Consider the following 17,297-nt stretch of genomic DNA (forward strand, 5'->3'; position numbering starts at 1 on the left):
GCCCCAGCTTAACAGAGTCAGGAGCGGCTGCCGCTGCCGGGGCTGCCGGCCCGTGCGAGGTCCGCCGGGAGGTGCCGCGCCGCGAGGAAAAAGCTGGCGAGGGCGAGGAGGCCCACGCAGGCGGTAAGGACCATGGCCCAGCGCAGGTTCTGGTCGCCGGCTACCGGGGCGAGCAGGTCGCTGGCGAGACCGGTGAGGAACGGGCCGAGCCCGAGGCCGATCATGTTGAGCACGAAGAACAGCACCGCGGAAGTCAGCGCGCGCATGCGCGGGGGCACGAGGGCGTGGGAGATCGCGATGCTCGGGCCGAGGTAGAGCGAGTTCACCACCGAGACCACGGCGAGGACGGACAACACCGCCTTCGTGTTCTCGCCGAGCACCACGTAGAAATAGGGGAAGAACGCCAGCGTGCCGCCGAGGATCGGGACCCACACGTACCAGCGGCGGTCGCCGACGGCGAGGCGGTCGCCGAGGTAGCCGCCGAGAAAGGTACCGATCGCGCCCGACAGGCCCGCCACCAGTGACAGCACGAGGCCGACGTCGCCCACGCTCATGCCGTGGTTGCGGATCAGCAGCGAGGGCAGGAAATTGCCGTTGCCATAGGCCACGTAGGAGGTGAGCGCGCAGCCCATTGCCACGTACCAGAAGGAGGGCCGCGCACGGAGCAGGCGCAGCGTTTCGCCGATGCCGGGCCGGTGGTCGTTGCTGCCGGCGGCGTCCCAGCGGCCCCGGGGCGGTTCCCTGACGGTCAGGACGAGGACCAGGGCGAAGAGAATCCCCGGGACGCCCACGACCATGAAAGCTGCCCGCCAGCCGAAGGTCTCGGCGAGCATGCCGCCGAAGGCATAGCCGAGCAGAATCCCCACGTAGATGCCCGAGGAGTAGAAGGAGAGCGCCGTGCCGCGGTGCTCCGGCGGGTAGTAGTCGCTGATCATCGAGTGCGCCGGCGGGCTGCCGCCGGCCTCGCCGAGGCCGACCCCGACCCGGGCCAGCAGCAGCTGGCCGTAGTTCTGCACGAGGCCGGAGAGGGCGGTCATGGCGCTCCAGACCGTGAGCGCTGCCGCAACGATATTGCGGCGGTTGCCGCGGTCCGCGAGGTAGGCGATGGGAATGCCGGCGGTTACGTAGATGACGGCGAAGGTGAAGCCCGAGAGCAGCCCGAGTTGCGCGTCCGAGAGGCCCATGTCGGCCTTGATCGGCTCCTGCAGGATCACCAGGATCTGCCGGTCGATGAAATTGAAGGCGTAGACGACGGTCAGCATCACCAGCACGAAGCGCTTGTAACCGGGGCTGAAGCTGTCGTCGCGGACGTTCTTGTTCTCGGTCGTCACAGCGGCACCGCTGAAGCAAGGTGGCGCAGACTGTGCCACAGCCGCCGGGCTATTGGTATTTCTGGCTTCACGCACGCCCTTTGGCTAGACTGCCCGGCCAATGCGCGCAGGGCCGGGGCAATGGCGGAACTGACACACCTGGACAAGAACGGCGAGGCCCACATGGTGGATGTGGGCGACAAGCCCGTCACCCGCCGGGAGGCAATCGCCGGGAGCGAGGTGGTCATGGCGCCGGCGACGCTCGAACTCCTGCGCGCCGGCAACGCCGCCAAGGGCGACGTGTTCGCGGTGGCGCGGATTGCCGGCATCCAGGCAGCCAAGCGCACCGCGGAACTGATTCCGCTGTGCCATCCGCTGCCCCTGGATCGCATCGACGTCGAGCTCACGGCCTGCGATGAGCTGCCGGGGGTGCGCATTGTCGCCCGCTGCGCGGTGGCGGGGCGCACCGGGGTGGAGATGGAGGCCCTCACGGCGGCTTCCGTGGCGGCGCTCACCGTGTACGACATGCTCAAGGCCGTCGACCGGGACATGACCATCGCCGCGACGCGGCTGCTGGCGAAGCGCGGCGGCCGCTCCGGCGACTACACGCGCGACGGGTCGCCGGCGTGAGAGTGCTGTTCTTTGCCAGCGTGCGCGAACGTCTCGGCACGGCGGAATGCGAGTTCGACGGCGAGGCGCTGCCGGCGGATCTCGACGCGCTCCGCGAGGCGCTGGCGGCGCGCGGCGACGCCTTCCGGGAAGTGCTCGCGCAGCCCAACCTCGTCTGTGCCGTGAACCAGGCCGTGGTGCACGGCAACGCGGCGCTCGGTCCCGGCGACGAGGTCGCCTTCTTCCCCCCGGTGACCGGCGGCTGACCGCATGCACCGCTTCTGTCGTGTACAGCAGGCCGATTTCGACCCGGCGGCGCTGCAGGCAGCGCTCCTGGCCGGGAGCGGGGGCGGGGAGGCAGCGGGCGCGGTGGCGACCTTCACCGGCCTGGTGCGGCGCCCGCCGGGAGACGAGGCTTTCACGGGCCTCACCATCGAGCACTACCCGGGCATGACGGAGCGCGCCGTCGAGGCGATTCTCGACGACGCGGCGCAGCGCTGGTCGCTCCTCGCCATCGGGGTGGTCCACCGCATTGGCGAACTCGCCCCGGGTGCTAGAATCGTGTGGGTCGGCGCCGCCGCCGCTCACCGCGGCGATGCCTTCGCCGCCTGTGAATTCACCATGGACTACCTGAAAACCCGCGCGCCCTTCTGGAAAAAGGAACACTGGGCGGGCGAAGCGCGCTGGGTGGAGGCACGGCGCGGCGACCTCGATCGCGCGGCGCGCTGGGCCGGCGCGGCGGACACGACCACGGCAAGCAGGCAAGAGTAGCGAGTATGGCACTGGATCCCCGGGAACTGCGCAACACCCTTGGCAATTTCACCACAGGGGTGTGCCTGGTCACCGCGTTCGACGGTGAACGACAGCCGCAGGCGCTCACCGTAAACTCCTTTTCCTCCGTGTCCCTCGACCCGCCCCTGGTCCTGTGGAGCCTGCAGAACAACTCGGAAGTCTTCGACGTTTTCGCCACGCCGCAGCACTACGCCATCAACGTGCTCTCGGCAGAGCAGGAAGCGCTCTCGGTGCGCTACGCACAGCCCGGCGGCCACCTGCTCGACGCTGCGCACTTCACGGCCGGCGATAACGGCGCCCCGGTCATCAGCGGGGCCCTGGCCCACTTCGAGTGCGAGCTCGCGGCAACGCACGAAGGCGGCGACCACACGATCATCGTCGGGCGCGTGACCCGCTTTGCCGCGGACATCACGCGCGATCCCCTGGTGTTCTACCGCGGCGGTTACCGCGCCCTCGTGGTGTCCTGAGCCCATGAAGTTCTGCAGTGACTGCGGCGCGGCCGTCGACTTCCGCATTCCGCCGGGTGACGACCGGGAGCGCTTTGTCTGCACCGCCTGCGAGACGATTCACTACATCAACCCCCGGGTCATCGTCGGCTGCCTGCCGACCTGGGGCGAGCAGGTGCTGCTCTGCCGCCGCGCCATCGAGCCGCGCCGGGACTACTGGACCCTGCCGGCGGGGTTCATGGAGAACGGTGAAACGACGGAGGAGGGCGCCGCCAGGGAGACCTGGGAGGAGGCCCGGGCGCAGGTCAGGGATCTCGCGCTTTACCGCGTCTACGACGTGCCCTACATCAACCAGGTCTACCTGTTCTACCGCTGTACGCTGGTGGACGGCAGCCACGCGGCAGGCCCGGAGAGCACGGATACGCGATTGTTCCACCGCGACGAGGTGCCCTGGGACGAGCTCGCGTTCCCGAGCATCTACCGGGCGCTGCGCGCCTTCTTCGCGGACCGGGAAGCCGGCCGCGATTACCCCCTGGCCGTGGAAACCATCTACCGCCGCCGCGACGCCGGCGGGTGAGCCCCGGCGCAGGCGAGCAACGATGTCAGTTAACGAGGAGTCCACCATGGCATTTCCCAAGATCGGCAATCTGGCCCCGGCTTTCGCGCTGCCCGACCAGGACGGCAACAAGGTCAGCCTGAAGCAGTTTCGCGACGACAAGAACGTGGTTCTCTATTTCTACCCCAAGGCCATGACGCCCGGCTGCACGGTGCAGGCCTGCGGCCTGCGCGACAGCAGCAAGGCGCTCGCGAAGAAAGACACGGTTGTGCTCGGCGTGAGCCCGGACCCGGTGGCGCGCCTGGGCAAGTTCATCGACAAGGAGCAGCTGAACTTCACGCTGCTCTCCGACGAGGACCACGCCATCGCCGAGAAGTATGGCGCCTGGGGGTTGAAGAAGTTCATGGGCCGGGAGTTCATGGGCATCCTGCGCACCACGTTCATCATCGGCAAGGACGGCCGGCTGAAGCACGTGATGGACAAGGTCAAGACCAAGTCGCACCACGACGACGTGCTGGCCCTCATCGATGAACTCGGCCTGTAGCGGGCGATGGTCTCCATCGTCACGCTGAATGCGAACGGCATTCGTGCAGCGGCCCGCAAGGGCTTCTTCGAATGGCTCCAGCGCGAGCAGCCGGATATCGTCTGCATCCAGGAGACCAAGGCGCAGGAGCACCAGCTGGATGAGAGCCCGTTCTACCCGGCGGGCTATCACTGCTACTACAACGACGCCCGGCGCAAGGGCTACAGCGGCACCGCGCTCTACTCGCGGGTCCGGCCGCGCAGGGTCATCGACCGCCTGGGCTGGGACCCGGCGGACGACGAGGGGCGCTACCTGCAGGCCGACTACGAGGGGCTCTCCGTGGTGTCCCTCTACCTGCCCTCGGGGTCGAGCAGCGAAGCGGCCCTCGAGAAGAAGTACGCCTTCATGGACCGCTTCTACGACCACCTGCGCAGCCTGCGCCGGAAGCGCCGGGAGTTCGTCATCTGCGCCGACTGGAACATCTGTCACAAGGAAATCGACCTGCGCAACTGGAAGGCCAACCAGAAAAACTCGGGCTTCCTGCCGGAGGAACGGGCATGGCTGGACCGCGTCTACGCCGAGCTCGGCTACCTGGACAGCTTCCGCCTGGTCGAGCCGGGACCGGATCAGTACACCTGGTGGTCGAACCGGGGCCAGGCCTGGGCGAAGAACGTCGGCTGGCGCCTGGACTACCAGGTGATCACGCCCGGCCTCGCGGACCGCGTCAGCGCGGCATCCATCTACAAGGAGGAGCGCTTCTCGGACCATGCGCCGCAGACCATGGTCTTCGACCTCGAGCTGAACGCCTAGGGTTTTGGCCGGCGCCGTCGTTTGCCCGGGACGCCCAAACCCGTTACATTGCCGCGTCGGCATGCCACCCCCTTTTCCGAGCAACCAACGCAACCAGTGCAAGAAGGACCGTCATGATCCCGTTTATCGCAGCCGCCCACGCCCAGGGCGCCGAGCCGCCGCCCGGTGGCGGCCTGTTCCAGATCGTTTTTCTCGTCGGCCTGTTCGCGATCTTCTACTTCATTGCCATCCGGCCGCAGCGCAAGCGCCAGAAAGAGCACCAGGACCTGGTGGGCAGCCTGGCCAAGGGTGACGAAGTGGTCACCAGCGCCGGCATCCTCGGCCGCATCACCGCCCTCGACGACAACTACATGGTGCTCAACGTGGGCGAGAACACGACGCTGAAGTTCCAGCGCATCCACGTGCATGCCAAGCTGCCGAAAGGCACGCTGAAAGCCATCGGCGACTGAAAACCCCCGACCCGGCTGAACCCGACATGAGCCCGCCGTGCGCGACCTGATCATCACCGTCAATGGCTGGGCCTGGGGGCCGGTCATGCTCGTGCTGCTGCTGGGCACGGGCGTCTTCCTGACCCTCGGCCTGCGCTTCGCCACCCTGCGCCGCCTGCCCCGGGCCATCGGCCTGCTGCTGCGCGGCCGCACCGGCAGCGGCGATGGCGACATCTCGCCGTTCAGCGCGCTCATGACCTCCCTGTCGGCGACCATCGGCACCGGCAATATCGCCGGCGTGGCCACGGCGCTCGCCCTCGGCGGGCCGGGAGCGCTGTTCTGGATGTGGCTCACGGCGCTCTTCGGCATGGCCACGAAGTACGCCGAGGCGGTGTGCGCCGTGCGTTTCCGCGAGCAGGATGCGGACGGTAACTACAGCGGCGGGCCCATGTACTATATCCGCAACGGCCTCGGCCGCCGCTGGCATTTCCTCGCCTACGCCTTTGCCATCTTCGGCAGCCTGGCCGGCTTCGGCATTGCCAACACGGTGCAGTCCAATTCCATTGCCCAGGTCCTCAACGACAGCTACGCGGTACCGCCGCTGTTCACCGGCATCGTGCTAATGATCCTGGTGGGCGCCGTGGTCCTCGGGGGTATCCAGCGCATCGCCCAGGTGGCGAGCTACCTGGTGCCGCTCATGGCCTCGAGCTACCTGCTCATGAGCCTGCTGGTCATCCTGTTTCACGCCGATGCCGTGCCCGGCGCCGTGGCGGAGATCGTGCGCTCGGCCTTCACCGGCTCGGCGGCCACCGGCGGCTTCGCCGGCGCGACGGTCTGGGCGGCGCTGCGCTTCGGCGTGGCCCGGGGCATCTTCTCGAACGAGGCGGGCCTCGGCAGCGCGCCGATCGCCCACGCCGCGGCGCGCACCGATTCGCCGGTGGAACAGGGCATGATCGCCATGCTCGGCACGTTCATCGACACGCTGGTGGTCTGCACCATGACCGGCCTGGTGATCGTGATCATGGACGTGCTGCCCACCGGGGTCAGCGGCGCCAGCCTGACTTCCCTGGCCTTCGGCGGTGCCTTCCCCGGTGGCGAGATCATCGTCACCCTGGGCCTGTGCCTGTTCGGCTTTACCACCACCATCGGCTGGTCCTTCTACGGCGAGCGCTGCGTGGTCTTTCTCGTCGGCACCCGCGGCATCCTGCCCTTTCGCCTGCTCTGGGTGCTGGCCCTGCCGGTGGGCACCGTGGTGCAGCTCGACCTCATCTGGCTGCTCGCCGACACGCTGAACGCCTTCATGGCGATCCCCAACCTCATCGCGCTCCTGCTCCTCGGGCCGCTGGTCTTCCGCATCTCCCGCGAATACTTCGCCCGCGCGCACTGAGCGCGATCGACGGCGGTTTTGATCTCGCGCAACGCCGCCCGCCGCGCCCTGTGCAATCGTTGGCGAAGATAAGAACAGGGGAAACCGCCATGACCGAGCTGCAAACCTCTCCCGACGCCTGCGTGGACGCCGCGATCGCGGCCGTGGGCAAGGACATCCGCCTGGGTGCGCCGCTCGGCCTCGGCAAGCCCGTTCAGCTGCTCAATGCCTTCTACCGGCGCGCCGAAGCGGACCGCAGTCTCAAGCTGCACATCTACACCGCGTTGTCGCTGGAGGTCCCGGTGCCCAGGGACCCGGTGGAAAAGGAGCTGGCGGGGCCGATCATCGAGCGCCTCTTCGGCGACTACGAGGGGCTGGCGTACCTCGAGGCGCTGCGGGCGGGCAGGCTCCCGGACAACATCACGGTCAGCGAGCTCTACTTCAAGGCCGGTTCCATGAAAGGGCTGGCCAGTGCGCAGCAGCACTACATCTCCAGCAACTATACGCACATCGCCCGGGACCTCTGCGCCGCCGGCGTCAACGTGCTGGTCCAGCTCGTCGCCTCCCGGGGCTCGGGCGGCGCTCGTCGCCTCAGCCTTTCCTGCAACCCGGATACGGCCCTCGACCTGCTCGACTGCCTGCACCGCGAGCGGCCCGGCAGCTACCTGAGTATCGCCCAGGTGCACCCGGACCTGCCTTTCATGACCAATGATGCGGAAGTGCCCCCGGAGACCTTCGACCTGCTGCTGGAAGATCCCGCGCTCAACCGGCAGCTCTTCGCAGTGCCCAACCCGGCCATTCCGCTGGCCGACTACGCGACCGCGCTGCACGCGAGCAGCCTGGTGGTCGACGGCGGTACGCTGCAGATCGGCATCGGCGCGCTCGGCGACGCGCTGGCCCACGCCCTTCTGCTCCGGCACCGCCGCACCGCCGATTACCGCGCAGTGCTTCGCGCCCTCGGCGGCAACGCCGCCGGGGGACGCTTCGAGGACGGGCTGTACGTCTCCACGGAGATGTTCGTGAACGGGATGCTGCAGCTGATGGAGGCGGGTATCGTCAACCGTCGCGTCTACGACAACCTGGCGCTGCAGCAGGGCCTGAACGACGGGACGATCACCGACACGGTCGACGACTCGCTGTTCCGCTACGCGCGACAGCACGGCGTGCTGCCGAAAACGCTCGACGCGGCCTCGCTCGCCGAGGGCCAATACTGGGGCCTGCTGCCGGAGGGGCTGGGGCTGGCCGGCGCGACCCTCACCCTGGAGGGCGGGGAATTCGCCAATGATCTCGACGCCGGCACAACCCGCGAGCGGCTGCTGGAGGCGGTCGGCGGCGCCCGGCTGCGCCACGGTCACGTGATACACGGTGGCTTTTTCCTCGGGCCCCGGGACTTCTATGCAAAACTTTGCAACCTGGATGACGAGACGCGGGATGCCATCTGCATGACCAGCGTGCTGCGCACGAACCAGCTGCTGCAGAACTACCCGCTCTACTGCGCCCAGCGCCGGGATGCCCGCTTCATCAATACCGGGATGATGGTGAGCCTGAGCGGCGCGGTGACCTCCGATGCCCTCGAGGACGGCACCGTCATCAGCGGGGTCGGGGGCCAGTACAACTTCGTGGCCATGGCGCACGACCTGCCCGGTGCCCGCTCCATCCTCTGTATCCGGGCGACCCGGGGCAGCGGCAAGGGGCTCTCCTCGAACATCGTTCCGCACTACGGGCACACGACGATTCCCCGGCACCTGCGCGACATCATCGTCACCGAGTACGGCGTGGCCGACCTGCGCGGCCAGGAGGACGCGGAGGTGATCCGGCGGCTCATCGCCGTCGCCGACAGCCGCTTCCAGGACGAGCTGGCGCAGGCGGCCAAGGCCGCCGGCAAGCTGCCGGAGGACTATCGCGTTCCCGCGGCGCAGCGTCACAATCTCCCGGGGCGCCTGCAGGAGGCCCTCGCCGGCTACCGCCAGGGTGGGCTGCTGCCGGACTACCCCTTCGGCACGGAGATGACCGACGAGGAACTGGCCCTGGCAGCCAGCCTGCGCCGCATCAAGGTGCTCAGCGAAGAGCCGGCGCATTTCCTGGCTCGCACGGTGCGTGCACTGCTGCACCACCCGCAGCACGAGGAGGCGAAGCACTACCTCGAGCGCATCCACCTCGACCACCCGGAGACGAGCCGGGAGTTCATTCTGCAGCAGCTGCTGCTGCTGGACCTGGAAGAACGGGGACTGCTGCGGGCGGGCTGATACGGCCCCGCTGCCGCGGCAGGGTCGGGCGCTTCCCCGGGGCGGCGGCCGCGCGCTATGCTTGCGCCATGCCCGTTACCCTCGACAACAAGCTGGTCATTGCCATCTCCTCCCGCGCGCTCTTCGACCTCGGTGAGAGCCACCGGGTCTTCGAGGAGCAGGGCCTGGCTGCCTACTCCGAGTACCAGGTCGCCCGCGAGGAGGAGCCCCTGGCCCCCGGCGAGGCCTTTCCCCTGGTCGAGAAGCTCCTGCGCATCAACCAGCGCCTCGAGGGCGATGCCCGGGTCGAGGTGGTCCTGCTCTCGCGCAACAGCGCCGACACGGGGCTGCGGGTGTTCAACTCCATCCAGCACTACGAGCTCGCCATCAGCCGGGCGGCCTTCTGCGGAGGCGCCAGCCCCTGGCGCTACGTCAATGCCTTCGGCTGCCACCTGTTCCTGTCCACGGAGCCGGAGGACGTGCGCAACGCGCTGGAGTGCGGTGTCGCCGCTGCCACCCTGGTCTCGTCCAAGGGCGCCAAGGGCGCCGACGACCAGCTTCGCTTTGCCTTCGATGGCGACGCGGTGATCTTCTCCGACGAGGCCGAGCGCGTGTTCAAGCTCGAGGGGCTCGAGGCATTCACCGCCAGCGAGCGGGCATCGGCGCGCAAGCCCCTCGAGGGCGGGCCTTTCAAGCCCTTCCTCGCTGCGCTGCACGAGCTGCAGCAGGCCTTTCCCCCGGCGGAAGCGCCGATCCGCACTGCGCTGGTCACCGCCCGCTCCGCACCGGCCCACGAACGCGTGATCCACACCCTCCGGGCCTGGAACATCCGCATCGACGAGTCCATTTTCCTCGGCGGCCTGGACAAGGCGGATTTCCTCCGCGCCTACCAGGCCGACGTGTTCTTCGACGACCAGGAGACCTACTGCCGCTCGGCCGGCTCCCACGTGGCGACGGGCCATGTGCCCCACGGTGTCGCTAACGACCCCCGCTGAGCCTTATTACAGCTGGCACTGGAATGCCGTTACCTTGATGGCTATTCTTCATAAAGCAGCCCCTCGCCGGGGCGCGGGGCCATGCGCCACGAGGCACAGGGGGAGCATCGCGTGAAACTGCAGCAGCTGCGCTACATCTGGGAGGTCGCTCACCACGACCTCAACGTTTCCGCGACGGCGCAGAGCCTGTTCACGTCCCAGCCGGGTATCAGCAAGCAGATCCGCCTGCTCGAGGATGAGCTCGGGGTGGAGATCTTCGCGCGCAGCGGCAAGCACCTGACTCACGTCACGCCGGCCGGTGAGGTCATCCTCGAGACCGCCGGGGAGATCCTGCGCAAGGTCGAGAGCATCAAGCAGGTCGCGCAGGAATTCTGCGACGAGAAGAAGGGCGCGCTCTCCATCGCCACCACCCATACGCAGGCCCGCTACGTGCTGCCGCCCGTGATCCGCGGCTTTATCGAGCGCTACCCGGAGGTGTCCCTGCACATGCACCAGGGCACGCCGATGCAGATCGCCGAGCTCGCTTCCGACGGCACGGTGGATTTCGCCATCGCCACGGAGGCGATGGAGCTGTTCGGCGACCTGGTGATGCTGCCGTGCTACCGCTGGAACCGCAGCGTGATCGTGCCCCGGGACCACCCGCTCGCCCAGGGCGGCGAGCTGTCGCTCGCCGATGTCGCCGCGCACCCGCTGGTGACCTACGTGTTCGGCTTCACCGGCCGTTCTCGCCTCGACGAGGCCTTCTCCGCCGCGGGGCTCACGCCCCGGGTCGTGTTCACCGCCGCGGATGCCGACGTAATCAAGACCTATGTCCGCCTCGGCCTCGGTATCGGCATTATCGCCAGCATGGCCCACGACCCGAACAACGACCGTGACCTCGTTGCCCTCGACGCCGGTCACCTGTTCGCGCCCAGCGTGACCCGCATCGCCTGCCGCAAGGGCACTTTCCTGCGCGGCTACATGTACGACTTCATCGAAGACTTCGCCCCGCACCTTACCCGGGAACTGGTGCAGGAGGCCTTCGCTGCGCGCAGTCGCGGCGAGGTCGAGACGCTCTTCGACCACGTGGACCTGCCGACCTACTGAGCCCTCAGGGTAGCGTTGACTCCAGCGTGCGCAGGTAACCGCCGACCTTGTCGTAGATCTCGCGGTGTTCCGCGTCGCAGGCCGAGTCGGCGACCACGCCGCCCCCACCCCAGCAGTGCAGCTCGCCGTCCTCCGCCAGCAGGCTGCGGATGAGAATGCTGCTGTCCATGCGGGCCGCGTCGTCGAGGTAGAACAGGGTGCCGCAGTAGGCCTGCCGGGGCGCGGGCTCGAGGGCGTGAATGATCTGCATGGCGCGGCGCTTGGGCGCGCCGGTGATGGAGCCACCCGGCAGGCTGTCGCGAAGCAGGGCCACCGGACTGTGACCGGGCGCGAGCTCACCGCGGACGGTGCTTACCAGGTGGTGCACGGCGGGAAAACTGCGCAGGGCGAACAGCTCCTCGACACGGATGCTGCCGGGTCGACAGTTGCGCCCGAGGTCGTTGCGCAGCAGGTCGACGATCATGAGGTTCTCCGCCCGGTCCTTGGTCGATGCCGCGAGTTCCTCCGCGATGGCCCGGTCGGTGGCGGCGTCCGCGGCCCGGGGGCGGGTCCCCTTGATCGGCTCCGTGGTGACCACGCCGCCGCTGACCGCGAGGAAGCGCTCCGGGGAGCGGGAGAGCAGGGCGCGGCCGTCGCCCAGCGGCAGGTAGGCACCGAAGGGCGCACTGCCGGTGCGTCGCAGCATGGCATAGGCATCGAGGGGGTCCCCGCGGAAGGGCGCCGTGAAGCGCAGCGCGAGGTTGACCTGGTAGCAGTCGCCGGCGCGGATCCACGCCTGTACCTGCTCGAAGGCCTCGCGGTAGCCGGCTTCGTCACGGTCAGGCGTGAACGGGCGCTCCAGCGCGAAGGCGGCCGGCGAGTCGGCGGCCTGCGCGTGCAGCCGCAAGCACAGGTCCCGGCGCAGGGCCGGAGCCACCCCCGGTCGCGCGACCAGCCAGGCTTTGCGGCGGGCGCGATCCTGCAGCACGGCCCAGGGGTACTCGTGAACGAGGGCGGCGGGGGTTCCCGCGGGGCCGGAGCGCCCGGCGAGCCCGTGCAGGGGCAGGGCGGCATCGTAACCGACGACACCGACCAGGCCGCCGGCAAAGGGCAGGCCGGTGCGAACGTCGTCCACCGCGGGTCGATCGGCGTGCAGGGCTTCGAGGGCGGTGAAGAAACCGGCGACGGCCGCGGCATCGGGCGCCGCGGGCAGGCGCAGGCTGCGGTCTGCAAGCGGCGCCGCGGCGACCAGGTCCAGGCCCCTTTCCCCGCCGCTGTCCAGGAGCACCGGGTCCGGGAGGTCGGCGAGGCGACGGTAGTGCGCGAGCGGGTCATCGCGGTAGGGCACCGTCTCAACGGTCCCGCGAGATGTACTCACCGTCAGCATGGCCGGGATTGACCCGGGGGCTGGACTGGCACTCTGGTTTTCTTCATAAGCTGTTGTTTTCCATTGACTTAACAGCCCCCGGGGGCTATCGTCTTTGCCCCGAAATCCGGGTGTCCCCGCGCCGTGCTGCGTGCCTACTGGCGGCGCGGCGTTCCCCGCGGGCGCCTGCCAGCAACAATAACCCCGAAGCCACGGTGGACCACGCCATGAGTGAAGACAAGCAGACGCCCTACGCCAGCCTCGAAAACCCGTTCGCAGCAACCGTGGAACGGACCTTCGAGGTACCGGGGCAGATCGCCTCGGAGCCAGGGCCCTACGAGGACGCACTGCGCGCGGGGGCGGCGCTGCAGGCCCGCCCCTACGAGGCCGCCGGTGTGCGCAACGTGCAGCGGCAGCACCTGAAAAAGCGGATGACGGTGTGGGAGCGGATCAAGTTTCTCGCCGACGAGCCGCCGACGGTGTTATACCAGAACTGGGGGCCGAACCTCGATGGCGCCTCGCTGGTCACTGCCCTGATCCGTGTCGGCGGTCGCGACGTCGCCATCTACGGTCACGATTTCACCGTCCGTGCCGGTTCCATGGACGCCACCAACGGCAAGAAGCTGGCCCGCCTGTTCGAGCTCGCGGCGAAGCGCCGCATTCCCCTCGTCGGCCTCAACGACTCGGCCGGCGCCTACATACCCGCGGGTGTCGGCGGCCTCGACGGCTACGCCGATGCCTTCACCGCCCTGCGCAAGATCAGCGGCGTGGTGCCGAGCATCATGTGCATGTTCGGCTTCAACGCCGGCGGCGGTTCCTACCTGCCGCGGCAGGGCAGCTTCCTCATCCAGCCCAACGATACCTTCTTCGGGCTGACCGGTCCCGGCGTGGTGAAGTCCGTGCTCGGCGAGGACGTGACCCCGGACGAGCTCGGCGGGCCCGGCGTGCACAGCCAGAGCGGCGTCACGGACTTCGTGGTGCCCGACGAGGTGGCCGCCCTGCGCAAGGTGCGCGAACTGCTCAAGTACCTGCCCGGCTGCAACAGCGAGTTCGCCCCGCACCAGCCGTCGTCGGACCCGGTCAGCCGCAAGACCTGGGACATCGACATCCTGCTCAAGAAGGCCTTCAATTCCTCCACGGGTTTCAACACGCCGATCGACATCAGCGTGCTCATCCAGCAGCTCTGCGATCACGGTGACTTCCTCGAACTGCAGGCAGAGCGTGCCCGCAACACCATCACCGCGCTGGGCCGCATGGGCGGCAATGTCATCGGCTTCGTTGCCAACAACTCCGCGGTGGCCTCGGGGCAGATCGACATCGACGCCGCCTACAAGAACGCGCGCTTCATCCGCTTCTGCAATCTCTACAACATCCCCATCATCTTCCTGGAAGACACCACGGGTTTCCTCCCGGGCAAGGACCAGGAGAGCCGCGGCATCGTCCAGGCCGGGCGCGCCATGCTCGATGCCATCGTCGACCTGCGCACACCGCGCTTCCTCGTGCTCGTGCGCAACGCCTTCGGCGGGGCCTATGCCTCCTACAACAACTACCCCACGGGGGCCGATTTCGTGGTCGCGCTGCCGACGACGCGCGTGGCCGTCATGGGGCCGGCGGGCGTCGAGTACGTGTACAAGGACGAGCTGCGCAAGATCCGCGGCGCCGTCGCGGAACGGCTGGCCGCGGAGACCCGTGCGCAGGAGGCCGCCGGGCTGAGCCCGGCCGAAGCGAAGGATGCTGCCCGGGGGCTCGTCGACGCCTGGGTCAAGGCCGAGGAGGCGGAACTCGCCAGGCGCTACGAGCGCGAGCTGATGAATCCGAACGAGGCGCTGAGCCTCGGTTCCATCTCCCAGATCGTCATGCCCTCGGAGCTGCGCCAGGCCCTGGCGGAACACATGGACTTCTGTCTCCGTCACTACACGCCCGCGCCGCTTGACTCCGTGCAGCGCGAATTCCACTGATCCTGCGCCCCGGCAACGATAAGGAAATCCCGTGTCCAACGAACATTACCTGCACAACCCGCTGATCCACGCCGACCGTCGCCTCGGCCGCCACCGCTCACCCTGGGTGCGCCAGTTCGACTGCACGCACATTGCGCCGCTGATCATCTGCCGCGGCCCGATCCGCAAGGAAGCCATGGACGTGTTCCGGGAAATGGGCATCACCTATTTCGGTATCCTGCTCTCGGAGAAGGACTCGATCACCTACCAGAACGCCCTCGCCCCGGAGCTGCGCGCGATGACGGACCCGGACCGCATCCACCGCGTGCCCGACTACACCGGTGCCAACAAGGAGGAGCGGGGCCAGCGTATCCGGCAGATCATCAACATCGCCCGGGAAAACGGTTACAACGCCATCTTTGCCGGCTACGGCTTCATGGCCGAGGACGAGACCATGGTGTCGGCCATGGAGGCGGCCGGACTCAACTTCATCGGGCCCTGTGCGCGCACCGTGCACGACGCCGGCCTGAAGGACGAGGCCAAGCGCACGGCGCTGAAAGCGGGCGTTTCCGTGACGCCCGGGGTCGACAACGCGACAGCGCTTACCCTGCTCAAGAAGCACCCGGACGCGGCGGCGCTCAAGGCACTCGCGGCGCAGGAAGGCCTGGCGGTCGATGCGTCGCTGTTCGAGGACCGGGACCTGGCGCCCGAGGACCTGGCAGACCACGTGCTCGCGGCCTCCTACAACAAGGGCGTCGACCTGTACACGGTCGACGAGCTGTGCGAGACGCTGACGGAAGTGGTCGAGAAGATGGCCACAGACTTCCCGGAGAACCGCGTCCGCCTGAAGGCGATCAGCGGCGGCGGTGGCAAGGGGCAGCGCATCCTCGCTATCGGCGAGGCGGCGCGCACGCCGGAGCTGGCCCGGGAGATCCTCAACGAGGTGAAAACCACGGGGGTCGGCGACAACAAGAACATCCTCGTCGAGCTCAACATCGAGACCACCCGGCACCAGGAAATCCAGGTGCTCGGCAACGGCAACTGGTGCATCACCCTCGGCGGCCGCGACTGCTCGCTGCAGATGCACGAGCAGAAGCTGCTCGAGGTCTCCGTGACCGACGAGAGCCTGCGCACGGCCCTGGCGAAGGCCGAGGCCGACGGCAACCTGGAGGAGGCGCGGATCCTCGAGCAGGAGATCCGTACCCTCGAGGAAATGGAAGACGAGGCCGCGCGCTTCGGCAAGGCCGTCGGCCTCGACTCCGTTTCCACCTTCGAGTGCATCGTCGACCGCGACAAGCATTTCTTCATGGAAATGAACACCCGCATCCAGGTGGAGCACCGGGTGACAGAGCTCTGCTACGCGCTCCGCTTCACCAATCCCGAAGACGCGACGGACTCCTTCGTCGTCGAGTCCCTGGTCGAGGCGATGGTGCTGCTCGCCGCGCACGGCCCCAACCTGCCCGAGCCGACCCGCGAAGTGCGCCATAACGACAGCGTCGAGGCGCGGCTGAACGCGACCAACCAGGCGCTCAAGCCGGCGGCGGGCGGCATCATCGAGTACTGGTCGGACCCCATCGAGGGCGAGATCCGGGACGACCAGGGGATCAGCCTGCACAACCCGGACACTGACACCTTCATGAAGTACACGCTGGCCGGTGCCTACGATTCGAACATCGCGCTCCTCCTCACGGTGGGTGAGACCCGCCTCGAGGCCTACCAGCGCATGGCCGAGACCATCCGCCAGGCGCAGATGCGCGGCAAGGACCTTGCCACGAACCTCGAGTTCCACTATGGCCTGGTCAACTGGTTCATCGGCAACAACATCAACGCGCGGCCGACCACGCGCTTCATCGTCCCGTACCTCACGGCGGTCGGCGAGCTGAAGGCGCGCGCCAACGACATCGACCTGCACCACGCCTGGGACGGCCTGCGCCGGCACCTGCTGGCGGGCCACGAGGGCGACGCCGGCAAGGCCCTCGGCTCGGCCCTCGACCGCAAGCAGACCCTGCTGCTGCGTCCCCTCGAGCTGCTGCTCGCGCAGCCGCACATGCTCGCCGGCTGGCTCAGCGTACAGCGCGACAGCTACACCGTGGTCGACGGGCACATCAGCTGGAACGGCAACCCCCTCGTGCTCCTCGACGAGACCTATCACTACCTCGACATGGACTACGACCCGGAGGCGCCCGCCGCCTCGGTGATCTGGGACCACGACCACGAGATCCTGCAGGCGGGGCTCGCCTTCTACCGGGAGCTGCACGCGGTGACCGGCGACGAGGACTGGCTGGCGCTGCAGTCGCGGCTCCGGGAGGACCGTGCGCCGGCCGGGGTCGAGGAAGCGCAGTGGGCCGCCGCGCGCGCTGCGCACCGCGGTTTCCAGGCCGGCATGGAACTGCTCGCGGTGCTGCCCAGCCTGGCGGAAGCCTCCGGCTTCTTCGAGCTCTCGGTGAACGCGGACCTGAGCATCCACATCCCGGAGCGACTCCTCGATACAGAGCACCAGGCGGCCATGGCCAAGGTGCTGGTACCGCCGCCGCGCGCCAAGGCCGACGAGATCCTCGCCGAGAGCGGTGGTATGTTCTACAGCCGCGAGACGCCGGCCCACGAGCCCTACGTCCGCGCCGGCGACCACTTCGATGCCGGCGACCCGCTCTATATCATCGAGGTGATGAAGATGTTCAACAAGGTCTACGCGCCCTTCGCCGGGACCGTGGACGAGGTGCTGGTGGAGGACGACGGCCTGATCATCAGCAAGGGACAGCCGCTGTACAAGATCACGCCCGACGAGAAGATCGTCATCGAGTCCCCGGAGGAGGTCGCCGCCCGCCGTCGTGCCGCCACCGACGAATTCCTGGCCCAGCTTGTCTGAGGA

16 protein-coding genes are annotated in these 17,297 nt (G+C 68.2%); 14 read left to right on the forward strand and 2 right to left on the reverse strand.

Going from position 1 to position 17,297, the window contains the following annotated elements:
- Positions 1 to 17: 17 nt before the first annotated feature.
- Complete coding sequence (locus RKE50_RS06575) at positions 18 to 1,331, reverse strand: spinster family MFS transporter (protein WP_350035319.1); 1,314 nt, start codon at positions 1,329 to 1,331, stop codon at positions 18 to 20.
- Between the two features lie 120 nt (positions 1,332 to 1,451).
- On the opposite strand from RKE50_RS06575, the gene moaC reads away from it, so the two are divergent.
- The 12 genes from moaC to cysB all read left to right on the forward strand — a co-directional run bounded on the left by moaC (position 1,452) and on the right by cysB (position 11,146).
- Positions 1,452 to 1,940 (forward strand): cyclic pyranopterin monophosphate synthase MoaC, encoded by a 489-nt coding sequence (moaC, locus tag RKE50_RS06580; RefSeq protein ID WP_350035321.1) that lies wholly within the window; start codon positions 1,452 to 1,454, stop codon positions 1,938 to 1,940.
- Positions 1,937 to 2,185 (forward strand): molybdopterin converting factor subunit 1, encoded by a 249-nt coding sequence (gene moaD / locus RKE50_RS06585; protein ID WP_350035323.1) that lies wholly within the window; start codon positions 1,937 to 1,939, stop codon positions 2,183 to 2,185. Before moaC ends, moaD begins: the two co-directional genes overlap by 4 nt.
- Before the next feature lie 4 nt (positions 2,186 to 2,189).
- Positions 2,190 to 2,690, forward strand: coding sequence for a molybdenum cofactor biosynthesis protein MoaE (locus RKE50_RS06590; RefSeq protein WP_350035325.1), 501 nt, complete (start codon positions 2,190 to 2,192; stop codon positions 2,688 to 2,690).
- Positions 2,691 to 2,695: 5 nt separating this feature from the next.
- Entirely contained in the window at positions 2,696 to 3,178 is a 483-nt protein-coding gene (locus tag RKE50_RS06595) for a flavin reductase family protein (RefSeq protein ID WP_350035326.1), read from the forward strand.
- 4 nt (positions 3,179 to 3,182) lie between these two features.
- The gene (locus tag RKE50_RS06600; RefSeq protein WP_350035328.1) at positions 3,183 to 3,734 is read left to right on the forward strand and encodes an NUDIX hydrolase; all 552 of its coding nucleotides are present in this window, start codon (positions 3,183 to 3,185) and stop codon (positions 3,732 to 3,734) included.
- A gap of 46 nt (positions 3,735 to 3,780) precedes the next feature.
- Positions 3,781 to 4,257, forward strand: a complete 477-nt coding sequence (bcp, locus tag RKE50_RS06605; RefSeq protein WP_350035329.1) for a thioredoxin-dependent thiol peroxidase — start codon at positions 3,781 to 3,783, stop codon at positions 4,255 to 4,257.
- Between the two features lie 6 nt (positions 4,258 to 4,263).
- A complete protein-coding gene (locus RKE50_RS06610; RefSeq protein ID WP_350035330.1) occupies positions 4,264 to 5,046 on the forward strand; it encodes an exodeoxyribonuclease III in 783 nt (260 codons plus the stop codon).
- Between the two features lie 113 nt (positions 5,047 to 5,159).
- Positions 5,160 to 5,495, forward strand: coding sequence for a preprotein translocase subunit YajC (gene yajC, locus RKE50_RS06615; RefSeq protein ID WP_350035332.1), 336 nt, complete (start codon positions 5,160 to 5,162; stop codon positions 5,493 to 5,495).
- Positions 5,496 to 5,532: 37 nt separating this feature from the next.
- The gene (locus RKE50_RS06620) at positions 5,533 to 6,861 is read left to right on the forward strand and encodes an alanine/glycine:cation symporter family protein (RefSeq protein ID WP_350035334.1); all 1,329 of its coding nucleotides are present in this window, start codon (positions 5,533 to 5,535) and stop codon (positions 6,859 to 6,861) included.
- Positions 6,862 to 6,950: 89 nt separating this feature from the next.
- A complete protein-coding gene (locus tag RKE50_RS06625) occupies positions 6,951 to 9,086 on the forward strand; it encodes an acetyl-CoA hydrolase/transferase C-terminal domain-containing protein (RefSeq protein ID WP_350035336.1) in 2,136 nt (711 codons plus the stop codon).
- 68 nt (positions 9,087 to 9,154) lie between these two features.
- Positions 9,155 to 10,060, forward strand: a complete 906-nt coding sequence (locus tag RKE50_RS06630; RefSeq protein WP_350035338.1) for a 5'-nucleotidase — start codon at positions 9,155 to 9,157, stop codon at positions 10,058 to 10,060.
- A 111-nt stretch (positions 10,061 to 10,171) separates the two neighbouring features.
- Positions 10,172 to 11,146, forward strand: coding sequence for an HTH-type transcriptional regulator CysB (gene cysB / locus RKE50_RS06635; RefSeq protein ID WP_350035340.1), 975 nt, complete (start codon positions 10,172 to 10,174; stop codon positions 11,144 to 11,146).
- 4 nt (positions 11,147 to 11,150) lie between these two features.
- On the opposite strand, the gene RKE50_RS06640 is transcribed toward cysB, so the two are convergent.
- Positions 11,151 to 12,503 carry an anthranilate synthase component I family protein gene (locus tag RKE50_RS06640; RefSeq protein ID WP_350035342.1) on the reverse strand — a complete coding sequence of 451 codons (1,353 nt, stop codon included), beginning with the start codon at positions 12,501 to 12,503 and terminating at the stop codon, positions 11,151 to 11,153.
- Between the two features lie 215 nt (positions 12,504 to 12,718).
- Here RKE50_RS06640 and RKE50_RS06645 point away from each other — a divergent pair, with 215 nt between their 5' ends.
- Positions 12,719 to 14,449, forward strand: coding sequence for an acyl-CoA carboxylase subunit beta (locus RKE50_RS06645; protein ID WP_350035343.1), 1,731 nt, complete (start codon positions 12,719 to 12,721; stop codon positions 14,447 to 14,449).
- Positions 14,450 to 14,480: 31 nt separating this feature from the next.
- On the forward strand, positions 14,481 to 17,294 hold the full coding sequence (locus RKE50_RS06650; protein WP_350035345.1) for an ATP-binding protein: 2,814 nt from the start codon (positions 14,481 to 14,483) through the stop codon (positions 17,292 to 17,294).
- Positions 17,295 to 17,297 lie beyond the last annotated feature (3 nt).

The sequence above is a fragment of the Pseudohaliea sp. genome (assembly GCF_040217025.1).
Lineage (GTDB): Bacteria > Pseudomonadota > Gammaproteobacteria > Pseudomonadales > Halieaceae > Pseudohaliea.